The sequence below is a fragment of the Weizmannia sp. FSL W8-0676 genome (genome assembly GCF_038593015.1).
Taxonomy (GTDB): Bacteria; Bacillota; Bacilli; order Bacillales; family Bacillaceae_C; genus Weizmannia; species Weizmannia coagulans.
In genome coordinates this window covers 2,210,174-2,226,660 of sequence record NZ_CP151954.1, presented here as the reverse complement: position 1 = coordinate 2,226,660, position 16,487 = coordinate 2,210,174, and the positions used below count along the sequence as shown (strand labels likewise).

Here is a 16,487-nt window from a genome sequence, read left to right as displayed (position 1 = left end):
TGAAAAAGAAGCAAATTATTTTTTCGAGTTCCTTAAAATTCAGAAGCATTTTTTCAAAGACCTGATGAATAACCTAAGAGCCCTTGCCAAAATGCTATATCCCCTGAAACTGTAAGCAGTCAGACAATTAAAGGTCGTTGATTTATTCCACTAAAGAAAAAAGACGTTTGTAGGAACATTATGACAAATGTAAAAATAAATTGTGAGTTTTTGATTTTAATGGGGTAAATTTATTTATTATAAGTGTCTAAATTTTTCCACTTTGGTCGGTTTTGGGCGGGTTTCAATAGATTAAGCTACTCATTCCTGTGGTAAATATTGTAAAACGGAAAAGGATGATTTTTTTTGAAAAAAAAGAGCCATGAAAGCCACTCCTTTGTTAAGATATAAGTACGACCAAATATCCAGGGAGTGATTTCATGACTATTTCTATTCTAACACAAACCAGAGACTTTTCAATACAACAAAATTTGATTGTATGTGTCAAGTTTTTCTCGACAAGGTTTAAATATCGGGTATTCCAAGACACTCTTTTTGTACACTTTCGGCTACCGTGCTTCACTTGCTCGGTGTAATTTTCGGAAAAGATGTAATATTTCCGTATAAAGATGGATAACGGGGATGTTGAGGCGCGCGAAATTCACTCGCTTTCCGCGGGCGGCCGGCGAGCCTCCTCGCTCGTACCTCGCTGCGGGGTCTCTCCTGGCTCGCTTTTCCCGCAGGAGTCTCGTAAATTTCGCGCGCCTCAACGATCAGTCCCCACTGAGCCAAGCTTAAAACGAAAGCTCTAATATTTTGCTTAAATGTCCCATTGCCGATGAACTGCTTGAATGCAGGGCAACTGATCCGTGCTTTACGCCCACTGACGGGCGTACAGGCTGCTTGAGTAGTTGAGACATCCTGATTAATTGTTTCAAGTTCCGTTGCTTTCTCTCGCTTCTTGAACGGTGTTTCAGATAGACTTCTCTCAATGTCCCATTGAGTATGCCTTGTTTGATTTTCACCATGGCTTCTGCGCCAAGTTCACTCCAATGCATGCCCCTTTTTTTCATCCTGAAGGAGATATGCCTTTGATTCGATTCCATCGCTCCTAGGCCTCTCGCACCTTCCGGCACGTTTTTCACCCTGTCTCTCCAGTCAAAAATGCGGTCCCAGTTTTTCAAGATATACGAACGGAATTCCTTGATTTTCTTGAGAGCCTTTTTATCCGTCAAGGTGCTTTCGTGCGTATCCAAATATAACGTGAATTGGTCCAGGTCATGCGTTCTAATCGCTTTTCTAATTTGCTCCTTGATCTCGCTCTTTCCGCCCCCAAATGTCCTTATGATGGCTTGTGCAACGTGGTAGGTATCCAGCTGGTTGAGCACCGGAAATTCCGACTGTGAGAAAGCTGTTTGAAACCGTTCAGCTGTGTATCCCGCACCTCCATCACTGTTTGTAATGACATGCGTTTTTTCGAGGGAGTAGGTGTTGGCAGCTGTGGCTTGGACTTCATCCCAAAATGTCTGAATGTCTTCCGTCGTCATGATGACTGTGGGCTGACGCAGGGAGACCCTTTTTCCATTGGTTTCCCAACCTTCATAGAGAATGGCATGGTGGACTTCCATACCCTGTTTCTTTTCCAGTCCCCGGATGAATACGCCATCTGCTTCGGAAAACAGGTAGTCTACCTTCTTCCCATCAGGCAGTGAAGCAGCTATTTCCATCTCTTCTACAAGGGCCTTGTCGGCTTCCGCCTGCGTTTTCCCTACGCGTTTCACCATTTCCCCTACAGTTGTATGACTAAGACTCACGGCTGTCCATTCTTTTAAAATATTAGCCGCCTCCCGATAGGTGTTCTCACTTGCCAACTCTGCCACCTTTAATTCCACTAACGGGCTATATCTCTGGTGGGGTAACAGCCCCAAGCATTCATCCAAAGGATAATGTGAGTTCCCTCTCTTATCACGCATTAATGATCGTTTAAAAGTCACACTTCCAAATAGAAACTGAACGCTTCTGTTATCACTCCGGCAGTACTCCCAGCCTTCCTCCAACTTCTTCTGTTTTATTGTTTTATCTAACTCCTCAAATACATCCCCAACCCATTGTGTAAAAACCTTCTGCATCAGAAGTTTAAGCTGTTCTTCAAATTCGATAAGACTCTTTGTATCCTTTAATAATCCAGCAATTATTGATATAATATCCATGGGAAGACCTCTCTCTCTAGATGTTCATCTTGAAGTGTACAATTAGATGATAGAGCGTCTTCCCATTTTTTTCCACTCATATGCCCCGTCGAGTAAAATTTTACACATACAATTTGATTCCCCACAATTGGCAAGACTATGCCGATATACCATTTGTCATTCCAGCCATGTGTTTCCCATGGGAGATTTTTAAGCCGATTGAACGAGAATACTACACCCTTTTATATTTGCACCTAAAAAATGAAAGAGCACATGATCCTTCTAATGAAATACAACCGGCACTATTTTCAATAACGGAGGAAGAAGACAAGTCTGCGTCTTCATTATTTCATCTCCCTTCCACTGGGAGAAAACCGCATCCTTTCATGCCCTTTTTTCGTGCTTTTGAACTGGCCTCTTTACAGTATATTGAAGTGATGGTGGAGAGTGTCTATTTGCAAGTGAAATCAAACCCGCTATTTGCCACCATGTGTGGATTTACGGAGAAAATTCCGAGCTACCGTTCCTTTGCTCGTTTTGATCAAATCATGACAACAAATGGTCTTTGGGAAAAAGCCCGGCTATTGGTTGTTGAATATAATAAAGGGGAAGGCGTGGTTGAAACGAATGAGGAAGCAGCCGCCGTGGATACATCGCATATAGAGGCAGAAGCAACCTTGAATAAAACAAGGAAGACGTGTTCTTGTGAGGGTAATTGCGATTGCCCCAGAGTCCTTACGGACGACAATGTAGGGGTAATGCGTAAAAGTAATGCAGTCTCCTATATTGCGCATAAATTATCAATGGTATGCGGGGTGAGATCCGGTTTGCCTTTGACGCGGGAAGTATTTAAAGGAAATACACCCGATGGGAAAACATTAGAACCGACATTGGAAACGTTTAAGACAGAGCACCCCGAGATGGCTGAGCAGTTGAGCTTTATCCTGGCAGATGGAATCTACCAAACGCCGGAAAATCAAAAAGTGACAAAGGATGTATTACAGGCGAAATTGGTGGCACCGATCAATCCACGGAACCGTAAAGATAAACCAACTACCGCCCGAGGGATTGAAAAAATCAACCGGTACGGCACTCCCATCTGTATCAGTGGGCATAAAATGGAACTTAGAGGATCTGATCGGGAAAAGGGGCAATATATTTACACTTGTCCTGTATTTCATCCAAATGCCAAGCAAGAAGGTCTCACCTGCCCGCTAGCGAATCACGCGGAATGTTGTAATGGGGCAGCACAAGGAAGAGTATTTAGGATGGACTTTGATCAAACGCCTCAAGTAGATGTCGAGTTGCCTCAACATGGTCGCACATTTGAAGTGTTATATAGTGCCAGGACGATCATCGAAAGAATCTTTGGCATTTTAAAAGACGGATACAGTCTCCGTCGTGTTCACAAGCGTGGGAAACAGGCAGTTGAAGCTCATGTAGATCGATGCATGATATCTATGCACATCATGGCAAATATGGCGTACCATCAGACAGGAAAGGCCAATTGTGGATGGACACGCAATCGGCTGCAAAGAGCAAATTAAGTTATTCACAGGTGGATATGTGAATAAATAAAATGAGCGTTTCCTTTCCACAAAGGGTAGTGAAAAAAACCCATTTTGTGAAGGCGGGATACGTATGCCCTTTTTTTGAAGGAAAATGACCGTTTTACTTCTATTGAATTGAAAATCTGGATGAAAAGGCAAAAAAACCGGGATAATTAATTTTCCAGAGCCTCGCTCAAGGGTATATTTTTATTTTGGCAGAGGCTCTAAAAAAGGTAGCAGACCACCGACATCAAAGCTATATCACTTATGGTCCAGAGGTCCTTTTATTTACGATGATGTTGAAAAATATGACCGGCCTAAAATCCATGAGAAACATGAGTGAGAGTTTTAATAAAGAAGAATGTATTAAAAATGTAGGGAAGGTGTTAGGCTTAGATTCTCTTGAAGAACTTCCACATTATGATACAATTAACGACTTTTTATCTGGCTTAGATGTAAATGAATTAGAAAAAATTAGAACGTATATGATTAAAGAATTATTGAAAAAAAGGTCTCTCGAGTCTTATCGAATTGAAGGAAAGTACTGGGGTGTCATCATTGATGGAACTGGATTACACACCTTTCATGAGAAACATTGTAAACACTGCCTGAGACGGGCATATACAAATAAAGAAACAGGAGAAACGAACGTACTTTATATGCACCATGTACTTGAAGCCAAGCTTGTCGTGGGGGATATGGTCTTCAGTATTGCCTCCGAATTTATCGAAAATGAATCAGAAAATGTTTCTAAGCAAGATTGTGAATTAAAAGCCTTCGACAGGCTGGCAAAGAAAATAAAAAAAATATTTAAAAGACTACCGATTTGTATCTTGGGAGATAGTCTCTATGCATGTGAAACGGTATTTAATCTGTGCAGGGCGCACAAATGGAAATATATATGCAGATTTAAGGAAGGGAGAATTAAAAGTATCTCGACGGAGTTTAAGGCAATAAAAGAGCTGGAACAAAGTAAGGATCAGAATTCATTAGTTTGGGTGAATGATATTGCCTACAAAGACAGAACGGTCAATCTGATGGAGGCCACAATGAAAACAGAGGATGGGAAATCGAAAGAGTATGTATTTATAACGGATATTAAAATCACGAAAAAGAACGTGGAACGACTCATCGCTGCAGGAAGAAGCCGCTGGAAGATTGAAAATCAAGGATTTAACGAACAAAAAAATAATCGTTACAATATAGAACATGCCAATAGCCAAAACTACACAGCCATGAAAAATCATTATTTATTAGTTCAAATAACAGATATTATTAGACAGCTGTTTGAAAAAGGTTCGTCAATCTTAAAAGCACTCAAAAAAACGGCAAAAGAAAAATCCTCAAATCTGTTGGAATCGTTTCGGACACGCATTTTAACAGACGAGGATTTCACCCATTTAAGTAAGCCAATACAAGTAAGGTTTACTTAATGGTTATATTATAGCAAAGGATGTGATGTAAAAAAAGGTTTTTTTGAAGTTATCCACAATTTTAAAAAAGAAATTTGCAAATTCGGCTCTTTTTGACTTTGAAAGCAGAAAAAATAGATGGAAAAATTTTCTAAATGTGGATAAGTCATTTTATCATAAAACATCTAAAAATTGATGAATTTACTCTTCAGAGCTGGGTTTGAATCGCTGGATTTGACATCGGTTGCAAGTTCGACTATACTTGTGACATTGTAGCCGGTTTTTGCATTTGCCGGCAGCTATTTTATTTTCCGGGAACCGCTCTCTCTTAAGGCGATTGTTTGTGCTGCATTTTCCATTTTCGGGAGCATCCTGATCAGCTGGGGCGATTTTTTCATCAGCGGAAAAGCGCTATACGGCGATGTTTTGGCGCTCGTCTCCTGCCTTTTTGTGACAGCTTATATGATGATCGGCCAGTACGTGCGGAAAAGGGCAGATGTAGTTCCATACACATTTATCGTCTACCTCGCATCAACGGTGGTGCTGTTTTTCTATGTGCTTTTTGCAGGAGAAGCTTTTTACCCGTATTCCGCCCGCAACTGGATCTGTTTTCTCCTATTGGCCGTTTTGCCAACGCTTGCCGGGCACTCTGTTTTTAGCTGGGTTATCAAATGGATCAGTGCATCGGTTGTTTCTGTCGCGATCTTATTTGAACCGGTAGGCGCAGCCATTTTGGCATATTTGCTTTTTGGTGAAAAAATATCCTGGTTCCAGGCAATTGGCGGGATCATCATTTTGCTGAGCATTGCCTATTTTTTGGCCCGGGATCATGCTGAAAACCGCCGCGCTGTCAGGCTGAATGAAAAAAGCGAACCGGCCCGTTAGCCCCGGAACGCTTAAGACTTCGCCACACTTGCGAGCGTTGAAACGCTTCGTGCACCCCGTGATAAAGCGAAGAACACAAAAACGCAAGAAAGTTTTGTATATAAAAATAGTATACCGTGCCGGGTACTTGGCCTACAACTGATACACTTGCAGCAGCTAAAGGCTGTTTTGGGGATTTACTTGTGCACCCCGGGATTTGGCCGGCAAACGATTATTCCCAATGGATGCTGGTGAATTTCTGGCATTCAATCAAGAAGGCGAATGGAAAAAAGGGAGCAGCGCAACAAGAACGAAAAAAAGAAGTTCCGCGTCTTAATCGGGGGTTGCAAGTCTCTTTCGGAGAGGAAAGGATGGAGAATGAGCAAGAAAAACCAAATTTTTTTAGCGATCCTTTTAATTTTGAGTGCGGCAGGTTTCATTGCCAATATGATCCTTAGCCCTGTCCCCCGCTGGCTTAAGGCTTACAACTTGTTAGTGGTCCTTGCCTGGGGTATGTTGATTTTCCGCACAGGAAAAGAAAAGGGCCGTTATTGGTAAAACTAAATCGATAAAGCCGCATGGTATGTTTGTCCTGTTTTATACAGAAAGGAAATGGAGGCGCCGGGTTTAAAATTTGCCCGCGAATTTCAAAAAAACTATTGCACAAATGCTCACGGCATGATATATTAATACTCGTCCGATAGCGAGCAAACAACATAACGTTGACAAGCTGTCTGGCATTTGATATAATAGAAAAGTCGCAATCATAAAGATGCGACACAGATTGTTCCTTGAAAACTGGACAAAACGAAACGTCAAATTCTTTTTGAGCTTTTATCAAACATCTTTACTGAGAGTTTGATCCTGGCTCAGGACGAACGCTGGCGGCGTGCCTAATACATGCAAGTCGTGCGGACCTTTTAAAAGCTTGCTTTTAAAAGGTTAGCGGCGGACGGGTGAGTAACACGTGGGCAACCTGCCTGTAAGATCGGGATAACGCCGGGAAACCGGGGCTAATACCGGATAGTTTTTTCCTCCGCATGGAGGAAAAAGGAAAGGCGGCTTCGGCTGCCACTTACAGATGGGCCCGCGGCGCATTAGCTAGTTGGCGGGGTAACGGCCCACCAAGGCAACGATGCGTAGCCGACCTGAGAGGGTGATCGGCCACATTGGGACTGAGACACGGCCCAAACTCCTACGGGAGGCAGCAGTAGGGAATCTTCCGCAATGGACGAAAGTCTGACGGAGCAACGCCGCGTGAGTGAAGAAGGCCTTCGGGTCGTAAAACTCTGTTGCCGGGGAAGAACAAGTGCCGTTCGAACAGGGCGGCGCCTTGACGGTACCCGGCCAGAAAGCCACGGCTAACTACGTGCCAGCAGCCGCGGTAATACGTAGGTGGCAAGCGTTGTCCGGAATTATTGGGCGTAAAGCGCGCGCAGGCGGCTTCTTAAGTCTGATGTGAAATCTTGCGGCTCAACCGCAAGCGGTCATTGGAAACTGGGAGGCTTGAGTGCAGAAGAGGAGAGTGGAATTCCACGTGTAGCGGTGAAATGCGTAGAGATGTGGAGGAACACCAGTGGCGAAGGCGGCTCTCTGGTCTGTAACTGACGCTGAGGCGCGAAAGCGTGGGGAGCAAACAGGATTAGATACCCTGGTAGTCCACGCCGTAAACGATGAGTGCTAAGTGTTAGAGGGTTTCCGCCCTTTAGTGCTGCAGCTAACGCATTAAGCACTCCGCCTGGGGAGTACGGCCGCAAGGCTGAAACTCAAAGGAATTGACGGGGGCCCGCACAAGCGGTGGAGCATGTGGTTTAATTCGAAGCAACGCGAAGAACCTTACCAGGTCTTGACATCCTCTGACCTCCCTGGAGACAGGGCCTTCCCCTTCGGGGGACAGAGTGACAGGTGGTGCATGGTTGTCGTCAGCTCGTGTCGTGAGATGTTGGGTTAAGTCCCGCAACGAGCGCAACCCTTGACCTTAGTTGCCAGCATTGAGTTGGGCACTCTAAGGTGACTGCCGGTGACAAACCGGAGGAAGGTGGGGATGACGTCAAATCATCATGCCCCTTATGACCTGGGCTACACACGTGCTACAATGGATGGTACAAAGGGCTGCGAGACCGCGAGGTTAAGCCAATCCCAGAAAACCATTCCCAGTTCGGATTGCAGGCTGCAACCCGCCTGCATGAAGCCGGAATCGCTAGTAATCGCGGATCAGCATGCCGCGGTGAATACGTTCCCGGGCCTTGTACACACCGCCCGTCACACCACGAGAGTTTGTAACACCCGAAGTCGGTGAGGTAACCTTTACGGAGCCAGCCGCCGAAGGTGGGACAGATGATTGGGGTGAAGTCGTAACAAGGTAGCCGTATCGGAAGGTGCGGCTGGATCACCTCCTTTCTAAGGGGAAAAGCGTAGGGCGCTCGTTCATCGGCGTACGGATTTCGAAGTCTTCGACTGAGATAAAGGAAACACGATGAGCCTTAAAGGCGAATCGATGCCCGCTTATCGTAGGGAGAAGACGTAGAAATACGCTAGCCGATAGCGCCCGGAGCTAGACATAAAAGGAAAACCTTCGGTTTTCCGAAATTAAGTTTGGCGTTTTCGTTTTGTTCAGTTTTGAAGGTCCAATCCTTCAGTATGTGTTCTTTGAAAACCGGATAGGAGAAATAAACCAAGTAAACCGAGAATCGCTTATTTTTGGATTTAAACCTTTTATGGTTAAGTTAGAAAGGGCGCACGGCGGATGCCTTGGCACTAGGAGCCGATGAAGGACGGTACAAACACCGATATGCTCCGGGGAGCTGTACGTAAGCTTTGATCCGGAGATTTCCGAATGGGGAAACCCCCTGTCTTTAATCGGACAGGATTCCTGCCTGAATCCATAGGGCAGGAAGGGCACACCCGGGGAACTGAAACATCTCAGTACCCGGAGGAAGAGAAAGCAATTGCGATTTCCCAAGTAGCGGCGAGCGAACAGGAAACAGCCCAAACCGGAAGGCTTGCCTTCCGGGGTTGTAGGACACTCATATGGGAGTTACAAAAGAACGGGGTAAGTGAAGCGGCCTGGAAAGGCCTGCCGGAGAAGGTAAAAGCCCTGTAACTGAAACTTCGTTCTCTCCCGAGTGGATCCTGAGTACGGCGGGACACGAGGAATCCCGCCGGAATCCGGGAGGACCATCTCCCAAGGCTAAATACTCCCTAGTGACCGATAGTGAACCAGTACCGTGAGGGAAAGGTGAAAAGCACCCCGGGAGGGGAGTGAAAGAGATCCTGAAACCGTGTGCCTACAAGTAGTCAGAGCCCGTTAACGGGTGATGGCGTGCCTTTTGTAGAATGAACCGGCGAGTTACGGTCTCATGCAAGGTTAAGCTGAAGAAGCGGAGCCGCAGCGAAAGCGAGTCTGAACAGGGCGAAAGAGTATGAGGCCGCAGACCCGAAACCAGGTGATCTACCCATGTCCAGGGTGAAGGCAAGGTAACACTTGCTGGAGGCCCGAACCCACGCACGTTGAAAAGTGCGGGGATGAGGTGTGGGTAGCGGAGAAATTCCAATCGAACTTGGAGATAGCTGGTTCTCTCCGAAATAGCTTTAGGGCTAGCCTCAAGCGGAGAGTTTTGGAGGTAGAGCACTGTTTGGACGAGGGGCCCTCATCGGGTTACCGAATTCAGACAAACTCCGAATGCCAAAAACTTATGCTTGGGAGTCAGACTGTGAGTGATAAGATCCATGGTCGAAAGGGAAACAGCCCAGACCGCCAGCTAAGGTCCCAAAGTATACGTTAAGTGGAAAAGGATGTGGCGTTGCTTAGACAACCAGGATGTTGGCTTAGAAGCAGCCATCATTCAAAGAGTGCGTAATAGCTCACTGGTCGAGTGACGCTGCGCCGAAAATGTACCGGGGCTAAACGTATCACCGAAGCTGCGGATGGACACCGTTTGGTGTCCGTGGTAGGAGAGCGTTCTAAGGGCGTTGAAGCCGGACCGGAAGGACCGGTGGAGCGCTTAGAAGTGAGAATGCCGGTATGAGTAGCGAAAGAAGGGTGAGAATCCCTTCCACCGAATGCCTAAGGTTTCCTGAGGAAGGCTCGTCCGCTCAGGGTTAGTCGGGGCCTAAGCCGAGGCCGAAAGGCGTAGGCGATGGACAACAGGTTGATATTCCTGTACCGCCTCTTCACCGTTTGAACGATGGGGGGACGCAGGAGGATAGGGCAAGCGCGACACTGGTTGATCGCGTCCAAGCAGTTAGGCCGGTGCGGAGGCAAATCCTTCGCGCCAAGGCGGAGCTGTGATGGCGAGGGAAATTAAAGTACCGAAGTTCCTGATTCCACACTGCCAAGAAAAGCCTCTAGTGAGGTGAAAGGCGCCCGTACCGCAAACCGACACAGGTAGGCGAGGAGAGAATCCTAAGGTGAGCGAGAGAACTCTCGTTAAGGAACTCGGCAAAATGACCCCGTAACTTCGGGAGAAGGGGTGCTTTTTGGGGTGTATGCCCCGGGAAGCCGCAGTGAATAGGCCCAGGCGACTGTTTAGCAAAAACACAGGTCTCTGCGAAGCCGCAAGGCGAAGTATAGGGGCTGACACCTGCCCGGTGCTGGAAGGTTAAGGAGAGGGGTTAGCCGCAAGGCGAAGCTCTGAACTGAAGCCCCAGTAAACGGCGGCCGTAACTATAACGGTCCTAAGGTAGCGAAATTCCTTGTCAGGTAAGTTCTGACCCGCACGAAAGGTGTAACGATCTGGGCACTGTCTCAACGAGAGACTCGGTGAAATTATAGTACCTGTGAAGATGCAGGTTACCCGCGACAGGACGGAAAGACCCCATGGAGCTTTACTGCAGCCTGATATTGAATTTTGGTACAGCTTGTACAGGATAGGTAGGAGCCTTGGAAACCGGAGCGCCAGCTTCGGCGGAGGCATCGGTGGGATACTACCCTGGCTGTATTGAAATTCTAACCCGCACCCCTTACCGGGGTGGGAGACAGTGTCAGGCAGGCAGTTTGACTGGGGCGGTCGCCTCCTAAAAGGTAACGGAGGCGCCCAAAGGTTCCCTCAGAATGGTTGGAAATCATTCGCAGAGTGTAAAGGCATAAGGGAGCTTGACTGCGAGACTTACAAGTCGGGCAGGGACGAAAGTCGGGCTTAGTGATCCGGTGGTTCCGCATGGAAGGGCCATCGCTCAACGGATAAAAGCTACCCTGGGGATAACAGGCTGATCTCCCCCAAGAGTCCACATCGACGGGGAGGTTTGGCACCTCGATGTCGGCTCATCGCATCCTGGGGCTGTAGTCGGTCCCAAGGGTTGGGCTGTTCGCCCATTAAAGCGGTACGCGAGCTGGGTTCAGAACGTCGTGAGACAGTTCGGTCCCTATCCGTCGCGGGCGCAGGAAATTTGAGAGGAGCTGTCCTTAGTACGAGAGGACCGGGATGGACGCACCGCTGGTGTACCAGTTGTCTTGCCAAAGGCATCGCTGGGTAGCTATGTGCGGAAGGGATAAGTGCTGAAAGCATCTAAGCATGAAGCCCCCCTCAAGATGAGATTTCCTACAGTTTAACTGGTAAGATCCCTGAAAGATGATCAGGTTGATAGGTCCGGGGTGGAAGCGCGGCGACGCGTGCAGCTGACGGATACTAATCGATCGAGGACTTAACCAAATAGAAAAGTGAAGGGCGCTCGCTCATCGGCGTATGAACTTCAAGGCCCCCGCCTGAGATAAAGGAAACACGACGAGCCTTAAAAGGCGAGTCGATGCCCGCTTATCGTAGGAAAGGGGGACGGGAAGTTCACTAGCCGATAGCGCCCGGAACTGGACAATAGAAAAGCGGAGGTGCCTTGTTTAGCCCCGACAAGCGAATGTTCTGACCGGCATGGAGCCGTCTTTTGGCTCCGTGGCGGGCAGGTTATTCGACCTCGAGGGGCTAGGCACCGAAGCTGGACAATAGAAAAGCGGAAGCGCCTTGCCCATCGGCGTACGGATTTCGGAGCTTTCGACTGAGATAAAGGAAACACGACGAGCCCTAAAGGCGAGTCGATGCCCGCTTATCGTAGGGAGAAAGCGCAGAAATACGCTAGCCGATAGGCGCTGGAGCTGGACAATTCTCAAAGTTAGAAGCAGAAACGCATTCTCCGTTTACAGTTTTTTCTCCCATCCGGTTTTCAGGGAACACATCCCAAATAAAATACAGGTCCGGTGATGATGGCGGAAAGGACACACCCGAACACATCCCGAACTCGGAAGTTAAGCTTTCCAGCGCCGATGGTAGTTGGGGGTTTCCCCCTGCGAGAGTAGGACGTTGCCGGGCCATAATACGGAGGATTAGCTCAGCTGGGAGAGCGTCTGCCTTACAAGCAGAGGGTCGGCGGTTCGATCCCGTCATCCTCCATTTTTATGCCATCCCGGTTCAGGGGCAACCGGCTTTCTATCGGGAGGCCGGGGATACTGCCTTGTGACCGGCACCATACTTGCGGGAATCCTGAAAGAAAATAGATATGTACATATTTAACCCAATATAGTATAATTTTCTTTGTGACAAGTAATGTCGTTATCGGAATATGAGCCATTAGCTCAGTTGGTAGAGCATCTGACTTTTAATCAGAGGGTCGCAGGTTCGAATCCTGCATGGCTCACCATTTATCTTATCCGCGGGTGTGGCGGAATTGGCAGACGCACCAGACTTAGGATCTGGCGCCGCAAGGCGTGGGGGTTCGACTCCCTTCACCCGCACTGTTTAGCACGATATGCGGAAGTAGTTCAGTGGTAGAACATCACCTTGCCAAGGTGGGGGTCGCGGGTTCGAATCCCGTCTTCCGCTTCATTTAACCCGCCGGGGTGGCGGAATTGGCAGACGCACAGGACTTAAAATCCTGCGGTAGGTGACTACCGTACCGGTTCGACTCCGGTCCTCGGCATCAGTACCATGACAAATGCGCCCATAGCTCAATTGGATAGAGCGTTTGACTACGGATCAAAAGGTTAGGGGTTCGACTCCTCTTGGGCGCGCTTATTCCTCTTTCGGGAAGTAGCTCAGCTTGGCAGAGCACATGGTTAGGGACCATGGGGTCGCAGGTTCAAATCCTGTCTTCCCGACCATGAAGATGATCATAGTGGGGCCTTAGCTCAGCTGGGAGAGCGCCTGCTTTGCACGCAGGAGGTCAGCGGTTCGATCCCGCTAGGCTCCACCAAACAGGGCAAATAACGGCGGCGTAGCTCAGCTGGCTAGAGCGTACGGTTCATACCCGTGAGGTCGGGGGTTCGATCCCCTCCGCCGCTATATTTCGTATATCGGACCTTTAGCTCAGCTGGTTAGAGCAGACGGCTCATAACCGTCCGGTCGTAGGTTCGAGTCCTACAAGGTCCACCATTTTTTATTTTTCGCTTATCATACGGAGGAATACCCAAGTCTGGCTGAAGGGATCGGTCTTGAAAACCGACAGGCGGGTTACACCGCGCGGGGGTTCGAATCCCTCTTCCTCCGCCATTTCATTATTTATCATCGCGGGGTGGAGCAGTCTGGTAGCTCGTCGGGCTCATAACCCGAAGGTCGCAGGTTCAAATCCTGCCCCCGCAATTGGTCCCGTGGTGTAGCGGTTATCACGCCTGCCTGTCACGCAGGAGATCGCGGGTTCGATTCCCGTCGGGACCGCTTGTTTTGGCTCGGTAGCTCAGTCGGTAGAGCAAAGGACTGAAAATCCTTGTGTCGGCGGTTCGATTCCGTCCCGAGCCACCATTGGTTTTCAATGAAAAATATATGGCGGTTGTGGCGAAGTGGTTAACGCACCGGATTGTGGCTCCGGCATTCATGGGTTCGATTCCCATCATCCGCCCTTTGATGCGGGTGTAGTTTAGTGGTAAAACCACAGCCTTCCAAGCTGTTGTCGTGGGTTCGATTCCCATCACCCGCTCCACTTTGGGCCTATAGCTCAGCTGGTTAGAGCGCACGCCTGATAAGCGTGAGGTCGATGGTTCAAGTCCATTTAGGCCCATCTATTCCGCAGTAGCTCAGTGGTAGAGCAATCGGCTGTTAACCGATCGGTCGTAGGTTCGAATCCTACCTGCGGAGCCATATGGAGAAGTACTCAAGTGGCTGAAGAGGCGCCCCTGCTAAGGGTGTAGGTCGCGATTAGCGGCGCGAGGGTTCAAATCCCTCCTTCTCCGCCATTTCTGGCCCGTTGGTCAAGCGGTTAAGACACCGCCCTTTCACGGCGGTAACACGGGTTCGAATCCCGTACGGGTCATACTGGTCACGAAGCTGTTCCGAAAACTGCCGGAGCAGCTTTTTTTGCGTGTTTTTTCACTTCTGCAAACCTCTTTGCATCTCGCCAGAGGCTCCGGGCCCCGGTGCGGGAAAAGCGCAAAAAAACGGCGGGGTGCAACACTCCGCCGTTTTTTCAAATAAAATGATCAATTAAAAAACTGATGGATAATAGCAAACCAAAAATCGTGTTTGTCTGTGCGGTTGCTTTCATGGCAGGCAGCATTTGCAACGGTTCACTTTTTCCAATAAAGCCTTTAATGGCCCGGACCGGCTTCGGTGTGCTGACAAAAACGAGCAGTACCCACGGGGTTACAACACCGAACAAAACGAGGCCAGCCATCCAGAGGTAGGAAAGGGCAAACATCACGGCCAGAAGCAGGATGGACCCTTTCCGGCCGAGCAGAATGGCAATCGTTTTTCTGCCATTTGCTTTATCGCCGTCCAGATCGCGGATATTGTTCGACAGCATAATAGCGCCGATTAAAATCATAATCGGAATCGAAACAAATACAATCGGCCATGTGATCGTTTTTGTTTGGATAAAAAACGATATTAATATAATGATTACACCCATAAAAAAGCCGGAAATCAGTTCGCCGAGCGGCGTCGATGAAATTGGAAAAGGCCCTGCAGTATAAAGATACGCAACAAGCATGCAGACAGAGCCGATTACAGCAATCCACCAGGAACTTTGCGAGCAAATATAAACGCCGATCAGCATGGCTGCGCCGAAAAAAGCAAAGGCGAGGTGGAGCACCGTTTTCGGTTTGATGCCGTTTCTGACGATTGCCCCGCCGATCCCGACGGAGTGCTCGGTATCAAGGCCGCGTTTGTAATCGTAATATTCATTAAACATATTGGTTGCTGCCTGAATCAACAGGGTTGCAACCAGCATCGCAGCAAACAGCAGCAGATTGAGGCGGGCAATGCCTAAAGCCAGTACTGTCCCGAGGATGACAGGAACAAAACCGGCCGTTAAGGTATGGGGCCGTGTCAATTGCCACCAGATCCGCCAGCCTTTGTCAGGGCCGATTGCTGGAGAAGATTGCGCATTCATCTTCTTACTCTCCTTTTATGCTATTCTTATAGAAACCCGTGGTGCTAGATAAACTTGATCAAGCATAAAAATAGCCCTTGCCTGGCGGATCTCCTGTAGAATGAAAGTGCAACCTACCATTCGAAAGGAGAATCCCCATGCAAGAGCACTTTCATTTTACTACAGATCGGACCAAGATTCAAAAGCAATATGCCGCCATTTTCTTTTTTGTCTCTGCCCAACTGTCATCGATTCAGATGTACCTGCAGCGCCGCAACCGCCATTTGGTCAAACAGGAAGACGCCGTGGTCATCGCGATTCATATTTTAGGAAAGTTGCTCGGTTTTACATCCGAACGGGCATGGCATCGCTTTGTCACTGGAAATTTGTTCACAAACGGCTCGTTTCTCGAACGTTCCCGGTACAACCGCCGTTGTCGAGCGCTGCGCTTCGCCATCAAATGGATCCGCCATAAGCTGGCGAAACGCGGCCAACATCATGCCTATGCCGTCGTCGATAGCTTGCCGTTAGAGTTGTGCCATGCTGCGAGAATGCATCGCGTCAAACGGTTTCAAGAGATCGCAGACATCGGGTATTGCGCTTCAAAAAAGCAATGGTACTATGGGTTGAAGCTGCACCTTCAAGTGACCGATCAAGGGTTGCCCATGGGCTATGTGGTGACGGAAGCATCCTGCCATGATCGTATCGCCGCTGAAAGCGTGATGACTCAAATTCCTCATCCCTATAACTTCGGGGACAAAGGATTCATTAGCCGTGAGTTGCAAAAAAGGCTGTACGAAGAATACCAAATGGCGCTTTGGACTCCGTCTCGAAAAAACCAGAAACATTGCTCGTCCGAGGCATGGGAGAAATGGATCCAACAAAAACGCAAAGTGATCGAGACGGTGTTCTCGGTTCTGGTTGACCAATACCGGATCACAGAGATTCGAGCGAATTCCATGATCGGATTTGAAGTAGCGCTCGACGGCATATTGTTAGCCTATTCGCTGGTCACACTAGGGCTAGTTGAGTTCTAACGCTCAACTAGCACCACGGGTTTATAGAAATATGGCGAAATTAGTACATTTAAAGTTTAGGGAAATCAGGCCCATGTGTCAATGTATTTGGTTGACAATCTTATTTTAAGCCGTTTTGCTGAATTTAACCGGCAAATTTTATATAATAGATGAGGTATGTTCATAAAA

The 16,487-nt window shown here is 48.1% G+C and carries 7 protein-coding genes, 20 tRNA genes and 3 rRNA genes; 28 read left to right on the top strand and 2 right to left on the bottom strand.

Annotated elements, in window-relative coordinates:
* Positions 1-773 precede the first annotated feature (773 nt).
* Entirely contained in the window at positions 774-2,189 is a 1,416-nt protein-coding gene (locus NST20_RS11010) for an ISLre2 family transposase (protein ID WP_342399436.1), read from the bottom strand.
* An 80-nt stretch (positions 2,190-2,269) separates the two neighbouring features.
* Here NST20_RS11010 and NST20_RS11005 point away from each other — a divergent pair, with 80 nt between their 5' ends.
* The 27 genes from NST20_RS11005 (at position 2,270) to NST20_RS10875 (ending at position 14,226) form a co-directional block, all read left to right on the top strand.
* Complete coding sequence (locus NST20_RS11005; protein ID WP_342399435.1) at positions 2,270-3,715, top strand: transposase; 1,446 nt, start codon at positions 2,270-2,272, stop codon at positions 3,713-3,715.
* 215 nt (positions 3,716-3,930) lie between these two features.
* A complete protein-coding gene (locus tag NST20_RS11000; protein WP_342399434.1) occupies positions 3,931-5,151 on the top strand; it encodes a transposase family protein in 1,221 nt (406 codons plus the stop codon).
* Between the two features lie 405 nt (positions 5,152-5,556).
* Positions 5,557-6,015, top strand: a complete 459-nt coding sequence (locus tag NST20_RS10995) for a DMT family transporter (protein ID WP_342399433.1) — start codon at positions 5,557-5,559, stop codon at positions 6,013-6,015.
* 357 nt (positions 6,016-6,372) lie between these two features.
* Positions 6,373-6,552, top strand: a complete 180-nt coding sequence (locus tag NST20_RS10990) for a hypothetical protein (protein WP_118499326.1) — start codon at positions 6,373-6,375, stop codon at positions 6,550-6,552.
* A 288-nt stretch (positions 6,553-6,840) separates the two neighbouring features.
* A 16S ribosomal RNA gene (locus tag NST20_RS10985) occupies positions 6,841-8,394 on the top strand.
* A gap of 319 nt (positions 8,395-8,713) precedes the next feature.
* Positions 8,714-11,645: ribosomal RNA gene (locus NST20_RS10980) — 23S ribosomal RNA — on the top strand.
* Between the two features lie 532 nt (positions 11,646-12,177).
* Positions 12,178-12,293, top strand: a 5S ribosomal RNA gene (gene rrf, locus NST20_RS10975).
* Together the 16S, 23S and 5S rRNA genes with 20 tRNA genes alongside form the textbook arrangement of a ribosomal RNA operon.
* A gap of 8 nt (positions 12,294-12,301) precedes the next feature.
* Positions 12,302-12,374 (top strand) — tRNA-Val (locus NST20_RS10970).
* A 171-nt stretch (positions 12,375-12,545) separates the two neighbouring features.
* Positions 12,546-12,621 (top strand) — tRNA-Lys (locus NST20_RS10965).
* A 12-nt stretch (positions 12,622-12,633) separates the two neighbouring features.
* Positions 12,634-12,715: transfer RNA gene (locus NST20_RS10960), tRNA-Leu, on the top strand.
* Between the two features lie 16 nt (positions 12,716-12,731).
* A tRNA-Gly gene (locus tag NST20_RS10955) sits at positions 12,732-12,803 on the top strand.
* A gap of 11 nt (positions 12,804-12,814) precedes the next feature.
* Positions 12,815-12,900: transfer RNA gene (locus NST20_RS10950), tRNA-Leu, on the top strand.
* Positions 12,901-12,917: 17 nt separating this feature from the next.
* Positions 12,918-12,991: transfer RNA gene (locus tag NST20_RS10945), tRNA-Arg, on the top strand.
* Between the two features lie 13 nt (positions 12,992-13,004).
* Positions 13,005-13,081 (top strand) — tRNA-Pro (locus NST20_RS10940).
* 16 nt (positions 13,082-13,097) lie between these two features.
* Positions 13,098-13,173, top strand: a tRNA-Ala gene (locus NST20_RS10935).
* Positions 13,174-13,188: 15 nt separating this feature from the next.
* Positions 13,189-13,262: transfer RNA gene (locus NST20_RS10930), tRNA-Met, on the top strand.
* Positions 13,263-13,275: 13 nt separating this feature from the next.
* Positions 13,276-13,352 (top strand) — tRNA-Ile (locus NST20_RS10925).
* Positions 13,353-13,376: 24 nt separating this feature from the next.
* Positions 13,377-13,469: transfer RNA gene (locus NST20_RS10920), tRNA-Ser, on the top strand.
* Positions 13,470-13,485: 16 nt separating this feature from the next.
* A tRNA-Met gene (locus tag NST20_RS10915) sits at positions 13,486-13,559 on the top strand.
* 2 nt (positions 13,560-13,561) lie between these two features.
* Positions 13,562-13,634: transfer RNA gene (locus NST20_RS10910), tRNA-Asp, on the top strand.
* 8 nt (positions 13,635-13,642) lie between these two features.
* A tRNA-Phe gene (locus tag NST20_RS10905) sits at positions 13,643-13,718 on the top strand.
* A 24-nt stretch (positions 13,719-13,742) separates the two neighbouring features.
* Positions 13,743-13,815 (top strand) — tRNA-His (locus tag NST20_RS10900).
* A 7-nt stretch (positions 13,816-13,822) separates the two neighbouring features.
* A tRNA-Gly gene (locus NST20_RS10895) sits at positions 13,823-13,896 on the top strand.
* Between the two features lie 4 nt (positions 13,897-13,900).
* Positions 13,901-13,974 (top strand) — tRNA-Ile (locus NST20_RS10890).
* 5 nt (positions 13,975-13,979) lie between these two features.
* Positions 13,980-14,054: transfer RNA gene (locus tag NST20_RS10885), tRNA-Asn, on the top strand.
* Between the two features lie 3 nt (positions 14,055-14,057).
* A tRNA-Ser gene (locus NST20_RS10880) sits at positions 14,058-14,149 on the top strand.
* 5 nt (positions 14,150-14,154) lie between these two features.
* Positions 14,155-14,226, top strand: a tRNA-Glu gene (locus NST20_RS10875).
* A 153-nt stretch (positions 14,227-14,379) separates the two neighbouring features.
* On the opposite strand, the gene NST20_RS10870 is transcribed toward NST20_RS10875, so the two are convergent.
* Positions 14,380-15,303, bottom strand: coding sequence for a 1,4-dihydroxy-2-naphthoate polyprenyltransferase (locus NST20_RS10870; RefSeq protein ID WP_342399432.1), 924 nt, complete (start codon positions 15,301-15,303; stop codon positions 14,380-14,382).
* A 137-nt stretch (positions 15,304-15,440) separates the two neighbouring features.
* On the opposite strand from NST20_RS10870, the gene NST20_RS10865 reads away from it, so the two are divergent.
* Positions 15,441-16,319, top strand: coding sequence for an IS982 family transposase (locus tag NST20_RS10865; RefSeq protein ID WP_035190233.1), 879 nt, complete (start codon positions 15,441-15,443; stop codon positions 16,317-16,319).
* Positions 16,320-16,487: the final 168 nt, after the last annotated feature.

What these genes read in the sequence shown, in the direction of transcription:
- NST20_RS11010 (WP_342399436.1), bottom strand. Translation starts at nt 2,189, where the DNA reads ATGGATATTATATCAATAATTGCTGGATTATTAAAGGATACAAAGAGT.
- NST20_RS11005 (WP_342399435.1), top strand. Translation starts at nt 2,270, where the DNA reads ATGCCCCGTCGAGTAAAATTTTACACATACAATTTGATTCCCCACAAT.
- NST20_RS10990 (WP_118499326.1), top strand. Translation starts at nt 6,373, where the DNA reads ATGAGCAAGAAAAACCAAATTTTTTTAGCGATCCTTTTAATTTTGAGT.
- NST20_RS10870 (WP_342399432.1), bottom strand. Translation starts at nt 15,303, where the DNA reads ATGAATGCGCAATCTTCTCCAGCAATCGGCCCTGACAAAGGCTGGCGG.
- NST20_RS10865 (WP_035190233.1), top strand. Translation starts at nt 15,441, where the DNA reads ATGCAAGAGCACTTTCATTTTACTACAGATCGGACCAAGATTCAAAAG.